Origin of the sequence: Alloprevotella tannerae ATCC 51259 (assembly GCF_000159995.1) — a bacterium.
Lineage (GTDB): Bacteria > Bacteroidota > Bacteroidia > Bacteroidales > Bacteroidaceae > Alloprevotella > Alloprevotella tannerae.
On record NZ_GG700643.1, the window covers coordinates 5,006 to 27,548 of the forward strand.

Sequence of the window (22,543 nt, forward strand, 5' to 3'; positions counted from 1 at the left end):
GGCTCTTCAGTACAGAAGACAAAAGTCTGCAGCAGGTCAGGCGCCTCACAAAGAAAGCCATCGACCTGTACAACACGTTCAGACCGCATCAGAGTCTGCAGATGAGAACGCCAATGGAAGAAGTCGGAAGGTTGACGGCATAACTTCCTCGGCACACATTATTAAGTCAAACAATAAAAGAAGGAGGCAGAAACAACCGCAACAAGAAAATAAAAGAGTAATTTTGCAATTAGAAGACAACTGTCAACTAACTATGTAGTTAAGAAAAGACTACGACAAGTGTATTTGAACTTAGCAAATAAACTTGTCAATGAAAAATGAAATTAAGAAACCAAAGTTGTCAACTAATTCTAGGACATTACAGTTCTTTTTCATCTTTGCTGCTCGTTGATTCTGTTGCAAAATTATTCCACGAAGACCAGCAGGATGTTTCATATTTGAAAAAACTTGTATCATATTTGTAATTCGCAAAGAACTGACGAATTACAAATGTCCAAAACACCTAATCCTTCTCATCGGCTGAATCCTTTTGCGTTTTCTTTTTTTCTTTGGAAACGGCTTTGTATTCTGAAGGCGACATCCCAAAGAAAGTCCGGAAACAACGGTTAAATGTGGCTCGGGAATTGAATCCTGACCTATATTCCACCTCGTTGATGTTCAAGTCGGGATTGTTGGTGAGCAGTGAAGCCGCGTGCCGCAACCGGTAGCCGTTGATAAATTCGTTGATTGTGGCTCCATCGGCATACTTGCGCACGGCATTGGTGATATAGACGGCATTTGTTCCAATCCGCTTTGAGAGAATGTCACGGTTCAACTCCGTGTCTTTATAGATTTTCTCATTCTGCATCAGCTCGCACAACCGGCGGTAGATTTTTCCTTCACGGTCGAGCTCTTCCTCGGGAACGAGCCTTGTCGCAGTCTCCATGTCGCTTTCCGCCTTGCGGTATAATAGAATGGAGTCGTACAAAGCCCTGTTTTTGCGGCGCAAGCGGCGGGTGTAGATGATGTAAAGTACGACGGTGGCAAGCAGCAATGCCACGATGATGAGTGAGAGATAGAGCCGTGTTGTGATGACCTCGTTCCGGAGTGTGAGCTTGTCAACCTCGAAGATGGTGCGCAGTTCGTCGAGCTGCTTGGCAAGTTCGGTGTTGCGCAGTTTGTCTTTATGTGGGATAACGAGTCTGTACAATTCTGCGGCTTCCTTGTATCGTCCGGCCTGCGTGTAGAGGTCGGCTTGCTGCATCTGCACGGTGAGCAAGCTGACGGAGTCACCGGCGGCAGTCATGATGCCCATGTTCTCGTTGTTGCAGGCAATCGCCCGGTCGTACTGTTTTGTGGCTGCATAGTAGCGGGCTTTCACTTGAAGGAGCTTGAATCGGGCAACGGCTTTGCGTCCCTCGGCATATTTATCGGCGAGCTGCAGCAATTCCTTGGCGCGGTCGTAATGGCCTGTTTCCAATTCAGCGACGGCAGTTGCCAGCGTGCAGTAGAGATAGCGTCCGTTGAGCGAGGGTGTGTAGCCTTTTCGCAGGGCTTCGTTCTTGTATTTGTCGATGACCGTTTTCCATTCCGCGCATTTCTTCCTTAGCTTTTCATATTTCCGCAGTCCGTCGAGCGTTTCGCCCAAGACGTTGTAGGCAGAGAGCAATTGTGAGATTTCATCAACCTTGGAAAGGGCGGCGATGCTCTCCTCGATGGTCTTCTCGGCTTCGCGGAAGCGTCCCATTGTCTGATAGATGCATGCCATGCCGTAGGTGGAAGTGCCTAATCCATAGTTGCTCTTTCTTTTTCGCGCGTCGGCATACATCTTTTGCGCTTCAAACAATGCGGTCTGCACCTTGTCTTCGTAGAGATAACTCTCAATCAGCACGTTCCACGCATTGTAGTAATAATCCCATGTGCCGTTCTTTTTCATAGCATTGAGGACTTCGGGCAAATAGTAACTGATGCTGTCGGTCATCTCGTAGTTGTAATAGCAATACAACTGTGTGACGCGCGCCTGGGCTTCCGCCTCCTTGTCTTTTTGGCGTAAGGATTCGGCAAGATATTCACGGATGCAGCGTAATTCATAGCCCATATTATCTTCGGCAGCTGCCAACCGGCAAAGATTATGGTAGGCCTGCAAAAGCTTTTCTCCCTTTAGGTGCTTCATCTCTTTGCGGATGGAGTCTGCCGGAGTGGCGGCATACATTTCTCCTATGGAGAGTGTAATGACAAACAGTAATGTGATAAAATGTTTCATTTATGGGATGTTCTAAAAATATTTCTATGTTCTCATTTCACATTCCTGTCTGCTGATTTTCACATGCTGGACAGTTCATTTCTTGGCTGTTCTGCAAGGAATATTTTTGCGAGAACAGCAAAAGACTATACAAAAATAACAAACAAAATGTTATAAGTCAGAGTTTCTTAGCAGAAAGACCATTTAAAAGCTTTTATTACACCCCTAAAAACCTTAACCATCCCCTTAAAAACACTTAATAAAAAGCTTGGAAAGAGAAAATAAAAACGTATCTTTGCAATCGTTATAAAAAGTAAAAACGGCAACAATGATCTTTCATTCTCTCACAGAAAAGGTATCGGCATTCCTACGGTCGCGCGCCGAAAACACCATCGAGCGGCACCGCGTCATCGTGTATTTACTCCACTCCCTTCTCGTTGTTTCCGTCATCTCCTTGCAGTTCATGAGGCTGGGTGGCTCGCACGACTGGCTGCCGCTTTCCATGAGCGGTATACACCTTGCGGTATGCCTTCTTTCGCTGTTGCTCTACCTCACGCAGTGGCTGACACTTTCCAAGGCTTTTTCACTCACGGTGCTCGTGGCGCAGTGTACCATCGCCGTGCGCTTCTTTTATTTCGCCACCGTACGTCCCGACCATTTTCTGCAGCTCATCCTCATCAATCAGGTAACGTCGCTGCTGGCCGTCTTTTTCCTTGTGTTGAGCTTTGTCCGGCTCACCCCCTTTATCGTCTCTGCTATCAGTGTGGTTAGCTACGGTTGTGTGGCAGCCTATCTTCAAGAGCCTTCGCTTTGGCGCCTGTTCGGTTTCTTCCTCTTCGTGCAGTTTTTCCTCTGCACGCTGGGCGAACTGCTACGATATAATGTGATGAGTGTAACGAAGGAAAATACCGATTTGCATCACCGTGAGACAGCACTGATGCACGCCGTCAGGCTGAACAGGCAGGAGATAGAGGTCTATCTGCACATGAGCGGCAACGACCACCCGTCGCCCGAGGACACGGACCGACTGTTTTCCATGCTCAAACCGAAATCACAACGCAACCTTATCAACGCCGTGCGCCTGCATCTGAAAAAACACTTGATGGACGACTGCGATCTGGGGCACCACTTTCCCTGTCTGACTAAATCAGAAACGGATGTGTGCCGCCTCATTCTCGTAGGAAAGAAGCGGAGCGAAATCGGCCTGCTACTTGACAAAACCGAAAACAACGTTGACGTGACGCGTAACCATATCCGCAAGAAACTCAATGTACCCACGGACCAAAACTTGCAGAAATTTCTCATCAATTTATTGATAGAAAAAGAATATTCGAAAAAGGAGGAAATAAATAAATAAGTTCCTCTACCGGAAACGTTCATATTTATTTATAACATGCCATTATCCGCTTTCCATACAGATTCGGATAATGGCTTCTTGTTTTTTCCCTGTATTTCCCGCCTTTTCTTTAATTCAAAATCTATAATATTATTGCTTTAATTTTGCTGTTCGATAATGATTTATTCATCTTAAAAACAATGATTTATGGAATCGAACAACAATGACAACTATGTGCTGGTATTGGAAGACCGCACGGAAGTGAAGAACGAAAAAGAGGCAGGAAAGCTCTCTGTAGTTTCAGGATTTGACGACAAGGGCAAACTCCAAATCACGGAAGCCAAAGACGTGCATCAGGCAGCCTTTTTGAAGTTCAACAACAAGGACGGCTTGCTAAAGAACTTCATGACCAATTTCCTCAAGCAGTTTAATGAGCCGTCCCGTTTTGGACTCTACAAGGTAGTGGCTAACAACGTGGAGCAAAGTGTGGCATCCCTCCATACCATGCTGCAGAACCGTGAGAAGCCTGAGAATAAGCAGCAGTTGGCAGACAGTCAGGTGCGCTTTGACGACTTCCTGCCCAAGCAGAAGAACGCCACCGCCATTGACGAGTCGAAGATTGACTGGAAGCAGCTCGACACTCTCGGGCTTACCCGTGAGCGGCTGGAGCAGAGCGGAGAGTTGGCAAAAATGCTCAACTGGCAGAAGAGCAACCTCGTTACCATTGCTATCCCGATAGACGATACTACCATTTACACCGATGCCCGTTTGGCATTCCGTACTGATGGCGAGGGCAACATCGGCTTGGCAGTTCACCCGCTTCGCAAAGAGCCGCAGCTCGACTTCCCCTATATGGGACACAAGTTCTCTAATGAAGAGAAAGAACTACTCCTTGCAACGGGCAACCTTGGCAAGACCATCGAGATTACGCCCAAGAATGGTGACCCATTTGCCGCATACGTTTCCATTGACCCACAGACCAACGAACTCATAGCCCTGCGTGCCGACCGTGTGAACATTCCCAAAGAGATAAAGGGTGTTATGCTTACTGATGCACAGTATAAAGACCTTGTAGAAGGCAAAGCTGTGAAAGTGGAAGGAATGACCGCCAAGAGTGGCAAGTCCTTTGATGCCACCCTGCAAGTCAATGCCGAGAAGAAAGGCATCGAATTCATCTTCGAGAACAAGCAAGGCTTGAAGGAGCGACAGCAGCACTCTCACCAACAAGGCGCACCACGCAAGCTCTGTGGTTTGGAACTCTCCGATAAGCAGCGTGAAGCCTTAGACAGTGGCCGCACGCTCTATTTGAAGAACATGGTCGATAAGGAGGGCAAGTCCTTCAATGCCTACGTCCGTATGGATAAGGAGCAGAACCGCCCGCGTTTCTACAAATGGAATCCTGACAAGAAGCAGGAGACCGGCAAGGAAAAGGTGGTAGCCGTAGCCGAAGAACACAAGACACAGGTTGCCGTGAACAACCAAGGCAAGACCAACGAAGCTACCAAGAACGTGAATGAGCCGTTAAAGTCCGGGCAGACACAGCCCACTGCTGCCCAAAAGCAGAAGCAGGACGAAAAGAAACAGCAACGCCGTGGACGTAAGATGTAACCCTTAAAACTAAACCCGACTATGATTACTTGTATTATTGCCGAGAAGCCCTCGGTAGCCAGAGATATAGCCCGTATCGTAGGGGCTAATACCAGACAAGACGGATATTTAGAAGGTAACGGTTATGTGGTAACATGGGCGATGGGACACCTCATCACCCTTGCCATGCCCGAAGCCTACGGTTTTTCTGCCTATAAAGCCGAAGACCTGCCCATCCGTCCCAATCCCTTCCAACTTATCGTTCGTCAAGTACGCAAGGATAAGGAGTACACATCAGACCCCGCAGCACTCAAACAGCTCAAAGCTATTCGAGGTTGTTTCGACAGAGCCGACCGCATCATCGTAGCCACCGATGCAGGGCGTGAGGGTGAACTTATTTTCCGCTATATCTACCACCATTTGAACTGCCATAAGCCTTTTGACAGACTTTGGATTTCCTCACTTACGGACAAAGCCATCCGTGAAGGACTTGCCCATCTCAAAGCGGGAAGTGCATATGACAATCTCTATCACTCCGCAAAGGCAAGAAGCGAAGCCGACTGGCTCATGGGTATCAATGCAAGCCGTGCCCTATCCATTGCTCGCAAAGGCGGCTATTCGTTGGGACGAGTACAAACTCCAACCCTTGCTATGGTCTGCCGTCGGTACATAGAAAATCGTGATTTTTCTTCCGTTCCTTATTGGAAGCTCTCCGTAGCAGGAGAGAAAGAGGGCGTATCGCTGAAAGCCGTGAGCAGTAGTGCATTTGACAATGAAGCCGATGCACAATCCGCTCTCGCCATGCTTCGCGAACAGAGCCGGCTTACCGTGACTTCGGTCGCAAGAAAGGTGGGACATACGTCGCCACCCCTCTTATACGACCTCACCTCCCTACAAAAGGAAGCCAACCGAAAGCACGGCTTTTCAGCAGATAAGACCCTCTCAATAGCGCAGAGCCTCTATGAGAAGAAAATCACGACCTATCCCCGCACCGGTAGCCGATACATTAGCGAAGACGTTTTCGAGGAAGTACCCGCCTTACTCGGCAAGATAGGACAAGGATTATTTTTCTCACTTAACCGCCACTCTGTGGACAACGACAAGGTAACCGACCACCACGCTATCATTCCTACGGGTGAAACTCCATCGGGACTATCAGCAGATGAAACAACCATCTACCAAATGGTAGTCCATCGTTTCATCGAAGCCTTCTCTCCCGATTCAGAGGAGGAGCGGATGCAAGTGGAACTAACCGACGGTACAAACACCTACATTTGGAAGGCGTGCCGAAGTATCGCCTTGGGTTGGAAAGCTGTACAGCAAGGAATTGGCACGAACGATGAAAAAGGCAAGGAGGATGAAGAACAAACCTTATCCGTATTGCCCAATTTGACAGAAAACGAGCGATTACCACTGCTTTCTTCAGAGATTACCGAGCACAAGACCAAGCCAAAGCCGCTCTATACAGAAGCCACTTTGCTTTCCGCTATGGAAAACGCCGGTAAAGAAGTTAGTGATGTAGAGAGCAAAAAGGCACTGGCAGAATGCGGAATCGGTACGCCCGCCACCCGTGCTAACATCATCGAAACGCTCATTTTGCGTGAATATATCCGAAGAGAAAAGAAAACGATAGTTCCGACAGATAAAGGCTTGGCTGTCTATGAGATTGTCAAGGACAAACGGATTGCCAATGCAGAGATGACAGGCTCGTGGGAACTGACCCTTTCCGCCATCGAAGCAGGACAGATGCCGCCCGAGAAATTCGCGCAAGGCATCAACTCCTACGTGGAGACTATTTGCGAGGAACTCCTCGCCCTTGCTCCACCGATGCAGAAATCATACCCTACTTACCGCTGTCCCAAATGTGGTAACGAGAGTGTGGGTATCTATGCCAAGATTGCCAAATGCAGGCACGAAGGCTGCGACTTCCACATCTTCCGTGAAATCTGCGGCACGTTCCTTTCCGAAGACAATATCCGTGATTTGATAACCACCGGGCGAACGCCTATCCTCAAAGGCTTGACGAGCAAGGCAGGCAAGAAGTTCAACGCGCGCCTTGTTCTGGGCGAAGACCATACCACCTCCTTTGAGTTTGAAGGAAAGAAAGGAAAAGCACGAGGGAGATAGTTTACACAGACTCGGAGATAAAATAAATTAGTCGGGAGATAGGAAAAATTCTATATGATTGAAATAATCTTCCGACTAATTCCTCTCCATCTTAAAACAGAAAAACTATGGCATACAATAAGAAAGCTGTCTTGGAGGGCAACACGGAAGCCATCCGTGTGGTCCTTCGATTAGAAAAAGAACGTCGTGAAGCCACCGATGCCGAAAAGGTCTTGCTTAGAGGTTATCAAGGTTTCGGTGGTCTGAAATGCGTCTTGAACCGATGTGATAATCCCGATGACCTCCGCTATTGGAGCGCATCGGAACAAAATCTGTTCGCGCCTACTCAACGACTAAAGCAGATGATTTACCGTGACACCGTCGATGCCAACACCGCCAAACGCTATTGGGAGAGCATCAAGGCAAGCGTACTGACCTCTTTCTATACCGACACCCGTATCGTCTCCGCCATTGCCGATGCCCTTAGTGCCACCGACGTGCAAGTAAGACGATGCTTGGACCCTTCCGCAGGTATGGGAGTCTTTACCGAAACCTTTGCCAAAAATGCAGGCATGGTTGATGCTATGGAGAAAGACTTGCTGACGGCACGCATCACACAAGCCCTCCATCCTTACGGCAAAGACAATATCTTTGTTCGGCAAGAACCCTTTGAAGCCATTGGTGAATTGGAAGAGAAGGACAAGTACGACCTTATTACCAGCAACATCCCCTTTGGCGACTTTATGGTCTATGACCGAACATATAGTAAAGGAGAGAATATCCTTAAACGGGAATCTACCCGAACCATTCACAATTATTTCTTTGTAAAAGGGCTGGACACTATCAAAGAAGGCGGACTTCTTGCATTTATTACCTCGCAGGGCGTATTGGACAGCCCCAAGAATGAAGCCATCCGCCGTTACCTCATGCAGAACAGCCGACTTATCTCCGCCATCCGCCTGCCTTCGGGTATGTTCTCCGAGAATGCGGGTACGGATGTGGGCAGCGACCTGATTGTGCTGCAAAAGCAGTCGGGCAAGGAAATTGGTGAGGGTATCGAACAGCAATTTGTACAAACCGCCTCTGTTCCCAAAGACGACGGTTTTTCTATTGCGTTCAATCATAACTCACTTTTTGAGGGCGAATGGAAAGATATTTCCCACCGCACGATTGCCACAGACCGCACGATGGGTACGGATCCTTACGGCAAGCCCGCTTGGGAATATACATTTGACGGAAGTATCGAGGATATGGCCGACAGCCTGCGTACGCAACTCTCTTTGGAAGTGGAGCAACGTTTCGATCGTAAACTCTATGAAACCGGCATACCCATGACCGGGGAGGAATGGCAGGTACACGTGGACAAGATGGTGCAAAAAGTGCAAGGAGGCTTAAAAACAGAACAACCACCTCTGTTACAAAAGTCCAAGGATAAGGAGGATAAGGAAGAAGAAAAAGAAGAGGATAATGCCTATAATCTGATGCCCGACAGCATAAAAAGGCAACTCCCCAAACTTTACAGCACGGATAAGGGGCTGATTGGAGATAAAATCGCCTATGCACGCTATTTCTTCCCAATGGGGGCTTACACGGCTTATCTATTGGAGTACGACCCCAAAGAGCGTATTGGTTTCGGTGCGGTAACGATGGGCTACGACTGGGAACTGGGTACTATGTCGCTTGATGAAATGGAGGAAGTCAAGATACATGGATTGGGTATAGAGCGGGACTTATACTTCAAGCCTACCAAATTGCACGAGATTGCAGAATTGGAAGATATTGTCAGAGGACAATACACCAAAGAGCCAATCATTGAGGAAGTCAGGGATGAAAGCCGTCAGGAAGTTCTGAGACCCGTGCAGGAAGGCACTCAACCCCAAGAGAATGTCGAAGAAGGTAATAAGATAGTGGGAGATGAAGCAAGAGACGAATCAGAGACAGAAAAAGAAGCACAAGCTGCACAGGTACTTCCAACAATAGAGCCTGAAACTGCGCCCGAAGGTGTCCCCGTCATCACCCTTCAAAGACAATACGAACAAGAAAGCCGTGAAATTCGCACGGACGTGGAAGCCCCAAGAGAAATGAACGGTCAGACGGTATTCTTTGACGAAGACCATCATCCCATCATGGACAGCACCATCGAGACAGAAACAACGGAGCAGCTCTTGTTTGCCCCAGAGGAGTATAGTCTTTGGACACAAGATGTAGCCCGTGTAAATAATGAAATCAAGGAGGCTGCTCAACAAAAGAAGGTTAGCGATAACCAACCGCTTTCTGCGAGTAGGCAACCTAAACCGACAAGAAGTACACCCACCAGTCCCCGCAGAAACAAGAAAACTGCATCAAGCCCCGTCAGAGAGCCCTCGCTCTTTGACTTTATGGAGGAAGCCGAGGCTCGCAAGCCACAGCCCATAGCAGAGGTCAAGAAAGAGTTTGACGCTTCACCGCGTCCCTTTCTCTCATCGCCCGACTCTCATCTGAGAGACGGCTCTATTGTCGTGCAGAAAGGACAGGTCGGTTTTCTCTCTGACTTGAAACGGCATCCTACCTTCAATCCGATGGACTTACCCTTTGCCCAGCTCTCACGACTGAAAGCATACATTGAGATTAGGGAGAGTTATCACAGACTCTATGATTATGAGGCGAACAACCAAGCCGAGGACAAGGAAGAGCGTGAGAAACTCAATCGGCTTTATGACGGCTATGTGGGTCGTTGGGGATACTTTAACCAGAAGGCAAACACCGATATTATTAAGATGGATGCCACCGGAGTGGAGATGTTGTTTTTGGAACGCTCCGAGAACGGCAAGTACATCAAGGCGGATATCTTCGACCATCCAACAGCTTTTTCCACCTCCGAATTGTCCATTGCCGCAGACCCGATGGAGGCATTGGGCGCATCACTCAACAAATACGGCACGGTGGAGCTTGACTATATGAGTTCTTTGCTTCCCGATATAGAAGAGAGCGATATGCTTTCTGCCTTGGAAGGACGCATCTTCTACAATCCCGAAGAGGACAGCTATGAGGTAGCCGACAAGTTCATTTCAGGCAACGTGATTGAAAAGGCAGAGCGTATAGAGTCGTGGCTCTTGGATCATCCGGAGCATGAGGAAGCGAAACAGAGTCTGACTGCCCTGCGTGCCGCCACTCCCACGCCCATTCCCTTTGCCGACTTGGACTTCAACCTTGGTGAACGATGGATACCTGCCAAAGTATATGGCAAGTTTGCTTCGGAGTTCTTCGAGACGGACATCAACGTGTCCTACCATTCCAATATGGACGAGTACAGCATTGTCTGCGACCGAAAGAATGCCAATATCTGGCACAAATATGCCGTACAGGGAGAGTTCCGCCGTTATGATGGCATCAATCTCTTGAAGCACGCTCTGCACAATACCATTCCCGACATCAACAAGAGTAAGGAGGTGACGGATAAGATCACAGGAGAAACCAAGACCATTAAAGTACGGGACGGGCACGCCATACAGATGGCGAACGCCAAGATTGAGGAAATCAGACAAGGCTTTGTAGATTGGCTCGGACGGACACCTGACACGTTCAAAGAGCAGCTCTCTGACCGTTACAATCGTCTTTTCAACTGCTTTGTGCGTCCCAATTTTGACGGTACGCACCAGTCGTTTCCCGACCTTGACCTTAAAAGATTGGGCATACCAGACCTTTATAAGAGTCAGAAGGATGCCGTATGGATGCTCAAAACCAACGGCGGAGGTATCTGCGACCATGAGGTCGGTGCAGGTAAGACGCTTATCATGTGTACGGCAGCCTATGAGATGAAGCGGTTGGGATTAGCCAACAAGCCGATGATTATCGGACTGAAGGCAAATGTATTCGACATTGCCGACACGTTCCGCAAGGCGTATCCCAATGCCAAGATACTCTATCCGGGAAAGAACGACTTCAGTAAGCAGAACCGCCAGCGTATCTTCAATGACATCAAGAACAACGATTGGGATTGTATTATCTTAACGCATGAGCAGTTTGGCATGATACCGCAGGCTTTGGAGATACAAGAAGCGATTTTGCAGAAAGAAAAGGATTCTGTGGAGGAAAACCTTGAAGTACTCCGTATGCAGGGAGCGGACATATCCCGTGGTATGCTCAAAGGCTTGGAGAAGCGCAAGCAGACGCTTGAAGCCAAGCTACAGAACATACAGGACAGCCTCGCCGAGCGAAAGGACGATGCCGTGGACTTCAAGATGATGGGTATTGACCACCTCTTTGTAGATGAAAGCCATCAATTCAAGAACTTGATGTTCAACACCCGCCACGACAGAGTGTCGGGCTTGGGCAATCCAGACGGTTCGCAGCGTGCGCTCAATATGCTCTTTGCCATTCGCACCATACAGGATCGGTCGGGTAAGGACTTGGGCGCAACCTTCCTTTCAGGAACTACTATCAGTAATTCGCTGACGGAATTATACTTGCTCTTCAAATACTTGCGCCCACAAGCCTTGGAGAAGCAGGGCATCAACAGTTTTGACGCATGGGCCGCAGTCTTTGCCAAGAAGTCCACCGACTATGAGTTTTCCATCACGAATGAGATTATTCAGAAGGAACGCTTCAGAACCTTTATTAAGGTGCCGGAACTTGCCTCGTTCTATGCGGAGATTTGCGATTTCCGCACGGCAAAGGACATTGGCATTGACCGTCCTGAGAAAAATGAGATACTGCATAACATTCCGCCGACACCCGAACAGGAAGAGTTTATCGGCAAGTTGATGGAGTTTGCCAAAAGCGGGGATGCCACAATCTTAGGTCGTGCACCGCTTAGTGAGAGCGAGGAAAGGGCGAAGATGCTCATTGCCACAGACTACGCCCGCAAGATGAGCTTGGATCTACGCATGATAGATGAAAACGGGTACTCAGACCATATCGACAACAAGGCAAGCCATTGTGCGAAATTACTCAATGACTACTATCAGAAGTATGATGCACAGAAAGGTACGCAGTTTGTATTCTCCGATTTGGGTACGTATAAGCCCGGTGGAGATTTCAATATCTATTCTGAGGTAAAGCGTAAATTGGTGGAAGATTATCATATCCCGTCCTACGAGATACGCTTCATTCAGGAGTGCAAGAATGAGAAAGCCAAGAAAGCGATGGTCGAAGCAATGAATCGTGGAGACATCCGTATCATTTTCGGTTCTACTTCTATGCTTGGAACAGGCGTAAACGCACAGCAGCGTGCGGTGGCGGTGCATCAACTTGACACACCCTGGCGACCCTCAGATTTAGAACAGCGCAATGGTCGGGCAATCCGTAAAGGCAATATGGTTGCCAAAGAATTTGCGGACAATAAAGTCGATGTGATTATCTATGCCGTGGAGCGGTCGTTGGACAGTTACAAGTTCAACTTGCTGCATAACAAGCAATTGTTTATCAATCAGTTGAAGACCAATACGCTCGGTAGTCGTACCATTGACGAGGGCTCGATGGACGAGGACAGCGGCATGAACTTTTCAGAGTATGTTGCCGTGCTATCTGGTAATACGGACTTGTTAGAGAAAGCCAAACTCGACAAGAAGATTGCCACGCTGGAATCCGAGCGTAAGAACTTCCTCCGTGAACGTGATGCCGCAACGGGAAAGTTGGCAGAGATTGACAGCTCCGTGTCTTTCCATTCAGACAAGATTAAGGAAGCCAAGGCAGACTTGGCTCTATTTGAGCAGCGTGTGGAACATGACAAAGAAGGTAATCCTATCAATAAACTTGTCATTAAAGGTGTGGAGGACAGTACGGACATCAAGGTCATTGCCGCACGCCTGCAGGAGATTAACGACAAGGCACGTACCAAAGGCGAGTACAATAAAATCGGTGAGATTTATGGTTTTTCCATCATGGTGAAGACGGAGAGTACCTCAAAGGACTTGTTTGACTGCTCCGTGAACCGTTTCTTTGTCAAAGGGCAGGAGAGCATCTACTATACCTATAATAATGGTAAGTTGGCTACCGACCCGAAACTTGCGTGTGAGAATTTCTTGGGTGCTTTGGGGCGCATCCCCAAGGTGATAGAATCGCACGAGAAGGAGAAAGAGAAGGTTGCTGCCAATAAGGATATTTACACTGCTATTGCTAATGGAACGTGGAAGAAAGAAGAGGAGCTTCGCTCGCTCAAAGGGCAGTCGGCAGAGCTGGACAGAAAGATTGCCTTGACGATTACGGATAACAAAGAGGATAAGGAGGAGGAAAGGGACATATCCAATAATGAAAATTCCACGAAAATGAAGAGTAGTACCACTCAGACACAAGCAAAGGAAGAAGACAATCACTATCAAAGCATCCGCCCTAAATGGAGACTTTAAGTGTAAGTATAAGCAATTAGACTTGACAATCTTTATTGCCAAGTCTAATTGCTTTACCTAATATCCACCTTTATTATGGAGCAATCATCTTTTCTATGTTGCAAGGGTGGTAATTTCTTGTTTTGCAGATAAGCATTTATATGATGGCATTTATAAAAGCCATCGCTGCAAAGAAGAAAGCCGTCGCCAATTTTCACGGGTATATTTTGCACTTCTATCGGATTCCTAAATCCTTTGCCGTTAATACAGACTGTGAGATAATACTCATTCTCTATGCACACGACATCATCCGTCGTAAGTTGCGTAATTGTTCCATCAATGCTTTTATGATATAATCGGACATCACCCAATGAGGTGTAATATAGTTGCATATTAGTGATGTACATAAGAGTAAGTGCAGCTCCCATCTTGGATTTCTTTTGGTAGCATAATTCACCCAGAACATTATCGGCATACTCAATGCTCCGTCTAATCAAGTCAAGCGGATTGGACACTTCATTGTTCACAAAATAATAGCGTACAGCCTCACAAACTGTTTTGGCAGCTTGTTCGGGAAAGGACAATCCTCCCATGCCATCGGCAAGTACCACTAATGTTCCACCAGCTAATTCTTCATATAGGACAAAGTCGCCATTCTTTTCGCCAGCAGCGATACTTTGAAACTCAATCTGTATATTCATCGAAGATTCTTATTAAACACCTCTATCATTTTTTTGAAAGCTTGAAGAATTTGCTCATATTGAAAAGCAGAGTTACTGTCAAGCACTTGTTGAAGGAGTCGGCTATCCTCCTCTTTTTCGATTTCCCCCTGTAAGCATTGCCCATAATAGGCTAAATGCTCTATGGATAAAAAGCTGACAATATCATTGGCAAGCCAATATGCACCAACAACAAACTCGTCAAAGTCCTCCCAATCATATACTTCTTGATAAACATTCCGGTTTAAGTTGGCAAAGAAATAGTTATCTATGATAAAGCCCATGTCATCCGCATCTTTGCTTGTTTGGATATTGCGATCCAGCCAAGCATTGAGTTTGAGGATGAAGAGTCCATGTAGCGATGCTATCTTGATGTCGAATTTATTATCAATGCTTACGGTTATGGCATCTTTCAGCACTTCCTCAAAGCCTTTGACCGACATGGCAATGTCTTCTTCCGGTGGCCAGTAAATGTAGCCATCTTCCTTTGTAATATCACCGTATGGTACGACGTCCATTTCGTAAGCCCCATAATAAAACCGCTGATACATTTTCTCTTCTTTTGTAAATCCATGCGATAAAAGTGTCTGCGTAATATCGTCAAAGGCTTTCCAGTTAGGAATGGCAATAGCGAGATCCAAGTCTCTTGTCTTTCGACCAGAACTTATTCCTACTAACTGTCGAATCAATATATCCCGGGCTGTTGCACCTATGACAAAGAAGTCTTGTCCAACTTCTTTGAAACATTCATTGACTACGCTTAGCAATTCTATCAAAAGAGGATTGCCTATTTTATCACTTGAAATCTGGAAGTTCATCGTTCAATAATTTGTTTGCAGCTTCTATGGAACGGCTGTTTCCATCGCCTAACAGGTCCGCATAAATAAGGATTGCAGGCATCTTGCCGGCTTTCCAGAATTTTTGATACATTACTATTTCTCCCTCAATGGTATGCACGGCACCAGTTTTCATCAGGTTGCCGAAAGCTAAATCTGTGTAAATCTCAAATTTCTGTGGTGTTAAATACCCATCAATTTGATAAGCTGCACATTCTCCGCCCCAGTACATCCCTTCAGGCAAGGTTATCTTATCCCATTGCTCTTTGCTCTTTGCGTCTCTGAACCCCAAACGCTTAATCAGCAATTTAGGCTTAAGTACTTGATGGTAATTCTCCACCCACAAGTCAAGCAATCGACGCTTATCCCTTAAAGTGCGTTTTTTCTTGGTTGTGAGAACAAATTTACGATCCTCTAATTCATCAAGTACATTTTTTACGGTACCCAAAGAAACCGCACATTGTTCCTTAATTTCTCGGAAAGTCTTACTTATGTTATTATCATCTTGTAGCAAAAAGAAAATGACCTTTAGTCCTGCCTCTTGAAATATAGGATAACTCTTGTTAAGCGTTGTAGGTGCTTTTTCGCCTGTATGAGAGAGTTGAAATATGATGCCCTTGCCTTTTGTATGCCGAATTTGATAGTTTCCTGCGGTATCGGCAAAGTTGATGCCAGCTGTTCTCAAAGTTTCATAGACCATGGGTTGCACATATCGTGCTACTACCAAAAAAGGGATTGCCTGCAAGTCAGGACAGTTTTTTATGGTATCTTTGATACGAGTTACATTAACACCGTTCACCTCGTTTTCAATTAAGCAAAGAAAATTTATCCCCAAGATTTTTATTTGTCCCTTAATCATAGGGTTTTCTTGTGGAATAAAATCGTATGTAATGCTTTCGTTACTTTCTGACCATTGTAACTTCATAGCATTTACTGCTTGTTCAATAATAAGTAATTCACTCATATTTGTTCATTATTCGAAATCTGTTCAATTCTATTGAACAATGCAAAGATAATGAACAAATACGATAGTTCCAAATTTTCTGTTCAATAAATCATGATCGTTCAATAATAATGAACAATAAAAAACATTGAACAGCAAATACCGAGTGAAAACATACGATAAGGTCTTACCAATCATCCCGTTTGCGCAACATCCCGTCTATCTCTTCACGCAGGAAAAGAAGCCGTCCATTGGCTTTAAGATAGGGTATTTTTCCTGCCCATACCCAATTATAGATGGTTTTCTGCTCTACTTTGAGTATCTTGGATACATCAATAATGTCCAAGTATTCGGGTTTCAATGGAGGGTGTACGGTCGTATCGACAAATTGCTCTTGCAAAACCAGCAGGCGGTCAAGTTTGTTCTCAACGGTCATCAGCTTTTCAAACAAGCGTTTCTGCCACGTATCCTCGGTTCTTGGGTCTATGTATGGCATAATTCTCCTTTTTGATAGTTACCACTTGTGTCTTGCGACAAGATACGCTGCTCCTTCATATAGGCAATGTACTTCTTTGCAGTCCTGTCCTTGATTTCCATTTCGCGCATCAACACGTCGCATAACTCTTGATATGATAACTTTAGTTTGGCACGGAATGCAGACTTTACAACAGCCAACAGCTCATCGGTCTTGCGCTTTTCCTTATCCTCTTTCGACTTTTCCCCACGATAAACGTGCATGTCGGCTTCCTTATCCCAGCCAAAGAGCATTATCGGCACATCCAGCGGACTTCCATCACGCACTTTCAAAGCCTTGACGACCGAGTATTCGGGATTGTCATCTTTCTCGATGGAGAGAATGCCCGCAGCCTTGCGTTGCAGTTCCGACCCGATATGTCCCCTTAGTTTAATGCCGTTAGGTACAAAATGTAGGACACAAATAATGCAAGTATTATAAATCCCTGCCAATCGATAGAGTTCGTCCACGATGGCTATACTCTCCGTTTCGTCGTTGGCGGAGCGTATCAGGTCTGCTATACCGTCAATGACCACAAGATGAATTCCACTGTGTTTGTGATGAAACAAGTCCATACTCTCACGAATGATTTTCAGTCTGTCCTTGCGAGATAGTGATGCCAAATAGAGAGAATGATAAAACTCAGGCACGGACTTGATACCAGCCCTGCGAAGCGTCTTCTCCAAGTTCTTATAGAGTTGTGCCTCGGACTGTTCCGTATCATAGTGAAGAACGGCCAAACCTTTGGGGTTGGCGGTTACCTCCAATCCCAAGGTTTGCTCTGCCTGTAATCTTTCTGAACCAAGTGTGCCGGCAAGGATAGCAGCAATATAGTTACTCTTTCCTGTTCCTTCTCCACCTGTGATACAAAACAGATTGTCCTGCGTTCCAAGCGGAACACCATTTACTGCCACCACCGATTTTGAAGCGTCTGGCGGATTATCGTAGTCTATCTCACAAGATTGCAATATCATCATCGTCTGTGCATATATATTGGTGAACATATCATTAAGAAGCACTTTCAAGTCCTTTGCTTCATTGCCCAAGGCAAAGAAGTCCGATATATCCTTCTCCGACTTACCCCCTTGCAATGGTAAGGTTAGACTCAATACCTTGTATTGAGCAAGTGCATCTGTCTGCCGTTTAGCTTCCCTTACACCTGTCTCGTCCGTATCGTACAATATAATAATGTGTCGAAAGCGAAGCTGCAATCCTTCGATGATATTCTCAGGAATCTGTGCCGTCTCACTGTTGAAACAGATGGCGTTGAAACCATGAGCCGAAAGTGAAAGCACGTCTTTCTCCCCACCTGTGATGAAAACAACATCCCCTTTGCTGGGCAGCTGCTGGAAGCCAAAGACATAGTCGTTCACTTTCTCACCCCCATAAAGAAAGCGCAGCTTACTCTTAGGGCGATAGACTTTTACAAACTTCCCCATACTGTATGCAAACATCGGATCTTCATCTCCGCGTGAAGTACTCTGTAAAATGAGTAGACAAAAACTTCAAAAATCTGTAAGTGTCGTAATTTCAAGGAGTTACGACACTTTTATTTTATACCCATTCAAGCTTTCAGAGTACGTAAAAAGGTCGTATGAACGCCCAAAATACTCTCCTGTGGCTACAATCTGGCTACATTTTTTTTGAGCCTCCCAAAAATTGTAGCCAAGAGTTCGTAGAGAGTTCGTTTAGAGTACTTGTATTTTGCTGTTATTCAGACAATTATGTAGAACTTTGTAGCTGGTCTACAGAGATTGAAACAATGGACTTTTGGCTACAATCAGCCATCTGTCCGGCTACAATTTCTCTGTTATTGGCTATAATTAAAAACAAGCAAAGTATGAAGTCAATTTTCAGAACAGTCTTCTATCTTAGAAGCAACTATGTAAACAAGGAGGGAAAGACACCGGTGATGTTGAGAATCTATCTCAACAACGAACGTCTTTCACTTGGTTCCACGGGAATTGCCGTAGTGCAATCCCTATGGGACAAAGAGAATGAGAAACTCAAAGGTCGTACAACCGACGTTCTGAGTACCAATCTCGAGTTGGACAACATTCGTAATGGCTTGCAAAACATCTATCGGAAGTTGGAAGATAGCTCCGATTTGTGCTTGGAACGCATCAAGGCAGAGTTCTTAGGTAAAAAAGAGGATATAGACACCCTGTCGCAACTTTTCGATAAGCACAATGCGGATATTGCCCAACAAGTCGGCATTTCTGTAAGTGCTGCCACACTGCAAAAATACAATGTTTGCAGGCGGCACTTCTTGGAGTTCCTGCAAAACGGCTACAGAAGAGCAGACATCAAGCTGTCAGAACTGACTTATACGGTTATCCGAGAATTTGATATTTATCTTCGCACAGCTGTTGGACAGAATGCCAATACGGCAACTAAAACGATGAAGACTTTTAAGACCATTGTCATCTTAGGGCAGAAAATGGGTGTCTTGCATCACGATCCCTTCCTCAATCACCGCTTCCACTTGGAGCCGGTAAACCGTGGTTTCCTCACGGACGAGGAAATCATGAAGATAGCCAACAAGGATTTCGGCATCCAGCGTTTGGAACTGGTAAGGGATGTTTTCATCTTCTCCTGCTTCACAGGGTTGGCATATATCGACGTATCCAATCTCACACTGGACAACATCGTTACACTTGATGACAAGCAGTGGATTATGACCAAAAGGCAGAAAACAAGCGTGGAAGCAAATGTCCTACTTCTGGATATTCCCAAGAGCATCATTGCCAAATATAGCCACAAGACCTATCGTGATGGCAAGCTTTTTCCCATTCTGAGCAATCAGAAGACCAACTCTTATCTCAAGGAGATAGCCGACCTTTGCGGTATCAAGAAGAACCTTACCTTCCACCTTGCCCGACACACCTTTGCGACGATGTCGCTCAGCAAGGGCGTACCGATGGAAAGCGTGAGTAAGATGCTCGGTCACACGAATATTAAAACTACACAAATATATGCCCGTATCACTAACAAGAAGATTGAGCATGACATGGAGCAGCTTGCGGACAAGCTCGGAAAGTTCAATACAGCGATGGGCGTTTAATCAGATTGTATAACTATAAAATCAGACATCATTATGAAATCTACAGAAAAGAAAGAACTGTCCTACTTCCGTTTGAAGTTGGAAACTTACCTCAACGAGCATTTTCCCGAAATGTTGGGAAACAATCCATTCATTACAGCACGGTCGGATGAAGCGCTGACAGCCTACTGTGATGCCGTGGCACAAGGCTTCTCACATCCCGAAGCCGAGAGCATGGCAAGCGAAGTTTTGTTTCGGGGACTGCATTTTTCCAAGTATGACACGCTTGTGTCTGTCTTGGAGAATGAGTTTGAGAAGGAACTGCCGTCACCTCTTCCCGAAAGACTCGCTCCGATACTGCTAAAAAACAAGGCGATACAAAGCGTATTTGCCAAGTATGACCTTACAGACGACTTTGAGGCAAGTCCGGAATACGAAAACCTCTACACCGAACTGACAGGCACGATAGCCCTCCTTATCGAAAGCAATCACCTGCCTACAATAGGCGGAGAGAACGATACCGTATAATCACCCAACATCGGAAGCATTTCAGTATCAAGAGCCAAGATATGTACTCCGCTTCACACGCCAAGGGGCAAGCTCTTGTCTTTGTGTCGCGCACTATCTTGTCCACGCTCTTGAAACTCTAAAATGCTTCTGATATGGATATACAAGTTATGAATACAGACGTTCACAATCCCGCTTTCATTCGGGCAGGACAATCCAATGATACTCGTAAGGAGGAGCCCCAAGGCTCTCCTATGACACCTGCGCGTCATATACGATGGTCTCGCATTATCGAATTGACTTTGCTTATTGCTATCATTGTCGGTGCGGTCTATCTTCTCTCCAAGTTAGTCACACCCCAAGTCGTAACTGCCGTATCGGTCATTGCAGGTTTCCTGATACTGCGCTTTATAGTCCGGTTCATCCTACAAGTGACCTTCACACTCCTGCGCTATCTGTTTTGGATAGCAGTTCTGGCAGCAATCCTGCTCTGCGTGCTTTAGCACGATCTGCTGAAAATTCTCGTTCCTCTTCGTCAGGTGGTTATCTCTCACGGAGATAGCCACCTTTTCTTTTTTTGCTACTATGGCATAGCACTTCTGCTTCCAGCCCACAGCTCCACATTATGCGGTGTAGGTCAAGATTGGTGCTGTTCCTTTTTGTTCGCAAAGGTAGTTACGGGGATGATGGACTGCACAAGGTCTGAGCCGAAGGGTTTGTCTGGAAAATCTCCACACCTGCGGGTCGTATTTTCCGCCAAAACCTTGTGCCAGTCCCACCCCGCTACCTTGATATTGCTATAAAAGGAATCAGCATACTCCGATCTTTGGACGCATAAAAAAATGTCGCTATGGATAAGCAGAAAGTAAAAACAACATCTTCGATGAAAGAAAAAGGATATAGCTCCTCCTCTCATTACCGCATTAACCCTGTGGCTAAAGAAAGTGAGCAAGTGGTGGCTACCAAGTTCGTGCAGTGGGATATACCTTCATTGGAGAACTTCAGAAAGAGTATGGTTTATCTCCTACGTGAGAAACTCAATCGTGGTGAAGAAATGAGCCGTGAGGAAAAGGATTGGCTTTGTGAAGCGGTGAACTCAAACACCTATTTCAGAACCGCCGTACCACTACGAGGATGGAGGTTTGACTTCTTCGATGTATTGAAGAAATACCTTGTCAATCAGTATGGACAATGGTCAGAGTATTACGCTCCCGACCGCACCAGCCTAAGAGCCTACCTATATGGGCGCATCAATCAGATAGTAGAAATCCCTAAACACTAAAGGACAATGAAAGGAACAGAACATTTCACACGCACGATAGCAGAATATCTCAATCAGCGTGCAGCGACAGACCCCTTGTTTGCACCTAACCTTGCAAAGCCGAATAAGAACATAGAAGAGTGTAGTGTACTGAATACAAAAAAGGAGTAAAAATTTATGTCTCATTACAATGAATCAGAGAAAATACTGTTATTACATCAGTATGTAACAAGTGGCTTAACCTTGCATGAGTTCTCTTCTCGTCACGGTATCCCTTTAAGCACTTTCCATCGTATTTATACCGAATATGGCTCACCCGACGTCTCGTCAGTAGCATATCTTATGAAAAAAGAAGATATCCCCGTTCAGCTCGAAGCACTCCAAGCGCAGCTTTTACGCGAGCGTAAGGCTCATGAAAAAGAGATCAAACGTCTTGAAAAAGAATTGGCCGTTGAAAAACTTTATGGTTTGGCCAACAAGACGATGATCGACCTTGCCGAGAAGAAATACAACATCCGTATACGAAAAAACTCCGCTGCCAAGTAATCAAGACCTTGTCGCAGGGAAAAGAAAGACAGGAGCCGGTAAGTCATCCTGTCAGTTTACTCTGCGGTTATCTTGGCATAAGCAGACAAGGATATTATCGCCATGTGGATCGCTCTTTGGAGTTAGACGTCCTGCGCAGCAGCATCGTGTTCTATGCGCAGGAGCTTCGCAGCTCTTTACCCAAGGCCGGCATACGCATCCTTTACGAGCTATGCCGTCGCAAATATGCAGATAAGTTTACCATCGGACGCGACCAATGCTATGAGCTCTTCCGCTCCAATGGTCTGTGCCTTCGCCGTCGCAAACGCCCAAGGACGACCAACTCCAATCACCACTACCACATCTATGAAGACCTTCTCAACACAACGCCCAAGCTACATCCCGCCCGCTTCGGCGAGCTGTGCGTTACGGATATCACCTACGTGGCAACCTCTTCAGGTTGGGCCTATCTCTCCTTAGTAACCGATGCCGCTTCACGTCTGATCGTGGGTTGGTGCCTGCATCCGACCCTTGAGAGACAAGGTCCGATGAAAGCCCTCTCTATGGCCATCGATTTCTACAGAAAGTATAATGTCGAATTCATTATTATATTATTGTCTCCAATAACTACGTTTTTGTC

At 46.1% G+C, this 22,543-nt stretch carries 15 protein-coding genes and 3 pseudogenes; 12 read left to right on the plus strand and 6 right to left on the minus strand.

Features of this window, described 5'->3' with window-relative positions; all coding sequences use genetic code 11:
• Window positions 1–143 (plus strand): integrase core domain-containing protein (locus GCWU000325_RS12630; RefSeq protein ID WP_154646647.1); only part of this gene is annotated, 143 nt, incomplete at its 5' end.
• 359 nt (window positions 144–502) lie between these two features.
• Here the strand turns inward: GCWU000325_RS12630 and GCWU000325_RS06090 are convergent.
• Window positions 503–2,242: a helix-turn-helix domain-containing protein gene (locus tag GCWU000325_RS06090; protein ID WP_006255412.1), complete on the minus strand. Its 1,740-nt coding sequence runs from the start codon at window positions 2,240–2,242 to the stop codon at window positions 503–505.
• A gap of 307 nt (window positions 2,243–2,549) precedes the next feature.
• Between GCWU000325_RS06090 and GCWU000325_RS06095 the strand changes: the two genes are divergently transcribed.
• The 4 genes from GCWU000325_RS06095 (at window position 2,550) to GCWU000325_RS06110 (ending at window position 13,576) form a co-directional block, all read left to right on the plus strand.
• Window positions 2,550–3,578 (plus strand): helix-turn-helix transcriptional regulator, encoded by a 1,029-nt coding sequence (locus GCWU000325_RS06095; RefSeq protein ID WP_006255413.1) that lies wholly within the window; start codon window positions 2,550–2,552, stop codon window positions 3,576–3,578.
• Window positions 3,579–3,764: 186 nt separating this feature from the next.
• Complete coding sequence (locus GCWU000325_RS06100) at window positions 3,765–5,165, plus strand: DUF4099 domain-containing protein (RefSeq protein WP_006255414.1); 1,401 nt, start codon at window positions 3,765–3,767, stop codon at window positions 5,163–5,165.
• Between the two features lie 21 nt (window positions 5,166–5,186).
• Window positions 5,187–7,271, plus strand: a complete 2,085-nt coding sequence (locus GCWU000325_RS06105; protein ID WP_006255415.1) for a type IA DNA topoisomerase — start codon at window positions 5,187–5,189, stop codon at window positions 7,269–7,271.
• Window positions 7,272–7,378: 107 nt separating this feature from the next.
• Window positions 7,379–13,576 (plus strand): helicase-related protein, encoded by a 6,198-nt coding sequence (locus GCWU000325_RS06110; RefSeq protein ID WP_006255416.1) that lies wholly within the window; start codon window positions 7,379–7,381, stop codon window positions 13,574–13,576.
• A gap of 53 nt (window positions 13,577–13,629) precedes the next feature.
• Here the strand turns inward: GCWU000325_RS06110 and GCWU000325_RS06115 are convergent, their stop codons facing one another.
• From GCWU000325_RS06115 to GCWU000325_RS06135, 5 genes and pseudogenes are all read right to left on the minus strand, one after another.
• The gene (locus GCWU000325_RS06115; RefSeq protein WP_006255417.1) at window positions 13,630–14,256 is read right to left on the minus strand and encodes a PP2C family protein-serine/threonine phosphatase; all 627 of its coding nucleotides are present in this window, start codon (window positions 14,254–14,256) and stop codon (window positions 13,630–13,632) included.
• A complete protein-coding gene (locus GCWU000325_RS06120; RefSeq protein WP_006255418.1) occupies window positions 14,253–15,092 on the minus strand; it encodes a nucleotidyl transferase AbiEii/AbiGii toxin family protein in 840 nt (279 codons plus the stop codon). The genes GCWU000325_RS06115 and GCWU000325_RS06120 overlap by 4 nt, the downstream gene beginning before the upstream one ends.
• Window positions 15,070–16,074, minus strand: coding sequence for a type IV toxin-antitoxin system AbiEi family antitoxin (locus tag GCWU000325_RS06125; protein ID WP_006255419.1), 1,005 nt, complete (start codon window positions 16,072–16,074; stop codon window positions 15,070–15,072). Before GCWU000325_RS06125 ends, GCWU000325_RS06120 begins: the two co-directional genes overlap by 23 nt.
• Window positions 16,075–16,240: 166 nt before the next feature.
• Window positions 16,241–16,549: a helix-turn-helix domain-containing protein gene (locus tag GCWU000325_RS06130; protein ID WP_006255422.1), complete on the minus strand. Its 309-nt coding sequence runs from the start codon at window positions 16,547–16,549 to the stop codon at window positions 16,241–16,243.
• A pseudogene (locus tag GCWU000325_RS06135) lies at window positions 16,537–18,030 on the minus strand (AAA family ATPase); the annotation flags it as partial. The gene GCWU000325_RS06130 and the pseudogene GCWU000325_RS06135, both read right to left, overlap by 13 nt.
• A 377-nt stretch (window positions 18,031–18,407) precedes the next feature.
• On the opposite strand from GCWU000325_RS06135, the gene GCWU000325_RS06140 reads away from it, so the two are divergent.
• The 7 genes and pseudogenes from GCWU000325_RS06140 to GCWU000325_RS12185 form a co-directional block, all read left to right on the plus strand.
• A complete protein-coding gene (locus GCWU000325_RS06140) occupies window positions 18,408–19,631 on the plus strand; it encodes a site-specific integrase (protein WP_040599657.1) in 1,224 nt (407 codons plus the stop codon).
• 33 nt (window positions 19,632–19,664) lie between these two features.
• Window positions 19,665–20,138, plus strand: coding sequence for a DUF1896 domain-containing protein (locus GCWU000325_RS06145; RefSeq protein WP_006255425.1), 474 nt, complete (start codon window positions 19,665–19,667; stop codon window positions 20,136–20,138).
• Window positions 20,139–20,272: 134 nt separating this feature from the next.
• Window positions 20,273–20,620: a hypothetical protein gene (locus GCWU000325_RS06150; protein ID WP_006255427.1), complete on the plus strand. Its 348-nt coding sequence runs from the start codon at window positions 20,273–20,275 to the stop codon at window positions 20,618–20,620.
• Window positions 20,621–20,967: 347 nt separating this feature from the next.
• Complete coding sequence (locus GCWU000325_RS06155; protein ID WP_006255428.1) at window positions 20,968–21,399, plus strand: hypothetical protein; 432 nt, start codon at window positions 20,968–20,970, stop codon at window positions 21,397–21,399.
• Window positions 21,400–21,405: 6 nt separating this feature from the next.
• Window positions 21,406–21,522: pseudogene (locus GCWU000325_RS11495) on the plus strand (Cas9 inhibitor AcrIIA9 family protein); the annotation flags it as partial.
• Between the two features lie 33 nt (window positions 21,523–21,555).
• A complete protein-coding gene (locus GCWU000325_RS11500) occupies window positions 21,556–21,924 on the plus strand; it encodes a transposase (protein ID WP_083787989.1) in 369 nt (122 codons plus the stop codon).
• Between the two features lie 104 nt (window positions 21,925–22,028).
• Window positions 22,029–22,543, plus strand: a pseudogene (locus GCWU000325_RS12185) (IS3 family transposase); the annotation flags it as partial.

Bases quoted from the DNA above. Each gene is read 5' to 3' on its own strand.
- GCWU000325_RS06090 (WP_006255412.1), bottom strand. From the start codon at position 2,242: ATGAAACATTTTATCACATTACTGTTTGTCATTACACTCTCCATAGGA.
- GCWU000325_RS06095 (WP_006255413.1), top strand. From the start codon at position 2,550: ATGATCTTTCATTCTCTCACAGAAAAGGTATCGGCATTCCTACGGTCG.
- GCWU000325_RS06100 (WP_006255414.1), top strand. From the start codon at position 3,765: ATGGAATCGAACAACAATGACAACTATGTGCTGGTATTGGAAGACCGC.
- GCWU000325_RS06105 (WP_006255415.1), top strand. From the start codon at position 5,187: ATGATTACTTGTATTATTGCCGAGAAGCCCTCGGTAGCCAGAGATATA.
- GCWU000325_RS06110 (WP_006255416.1), top strand. From the start codon at position 7,379: ATGGCATACAATAAGAAAGCTGTCTTGGAGGGCAACACGGAAGCCATC.
- GCWU000325_RS06115 (WP_006255417.1), bottom strand. From the start codon at position 14,256: ATGAATATACAGATTGAGTTTCAAAGTATCGCTGCTGGCGAAAAGAAT.
- GCWU000325_RS06120 (WP_006255418.1), bottom strand. From the start codon at position 15,092: ATGAACTTCCAGATTTCAAGTGATAAAATAGGCAATCCTCTTTTGATA.
- GCWU000325_RS06125 (WP_006255419.1), bottom strand. From the start codon at position 16,074: ATGAGTGAATTACTTATTATTGAACAAGCAGTAAATGCTATGAAGTTA.
- GCWU000325_RS06130 (WP_006255422.1), bottom strand. From the start codon at position 16,549: ATGCCATACATAGACCCAAGAACCGAGGATACGTGGCAGAAACGCTTG.
- GCWU000325_RS06140 (WP_040599657.1), top strand. From the start codon at position 18,408: ATGAAGTCAATTTTCAGAACAGTCTTCTATCTTAGAAGCAACTATGTA.
- GCWU000325_RS06145 (WP_006255425.1), top strand. From the start codon at position 19,665: ATGAAATCTACAGAAAAGAAAGAACTGTCCTACTTCCGTTTGAAGTTG.
- GCWU000325_RS06150 (WP_006255427.1), top strand. From the start codon at position 20,273: ATGGATATACAAGTTATGAATACAGACGTTCACAATCCCGCTTTCATT.
- GCWU000325_RS06155 (WP_006255428.1), top strand. From the start codon at position 20,968: ATGGATAAGCAGAAAGTAAAAACAACATCTTCGATGAAAGAAAAAGGA.
- GCWU000325_RS11500 (WP_083787989.1), top strand. From the start codon at position 21,556: ATGTCTCATTACAATGAATCAGAGAAAATACTGTTATTACATCAGTAT.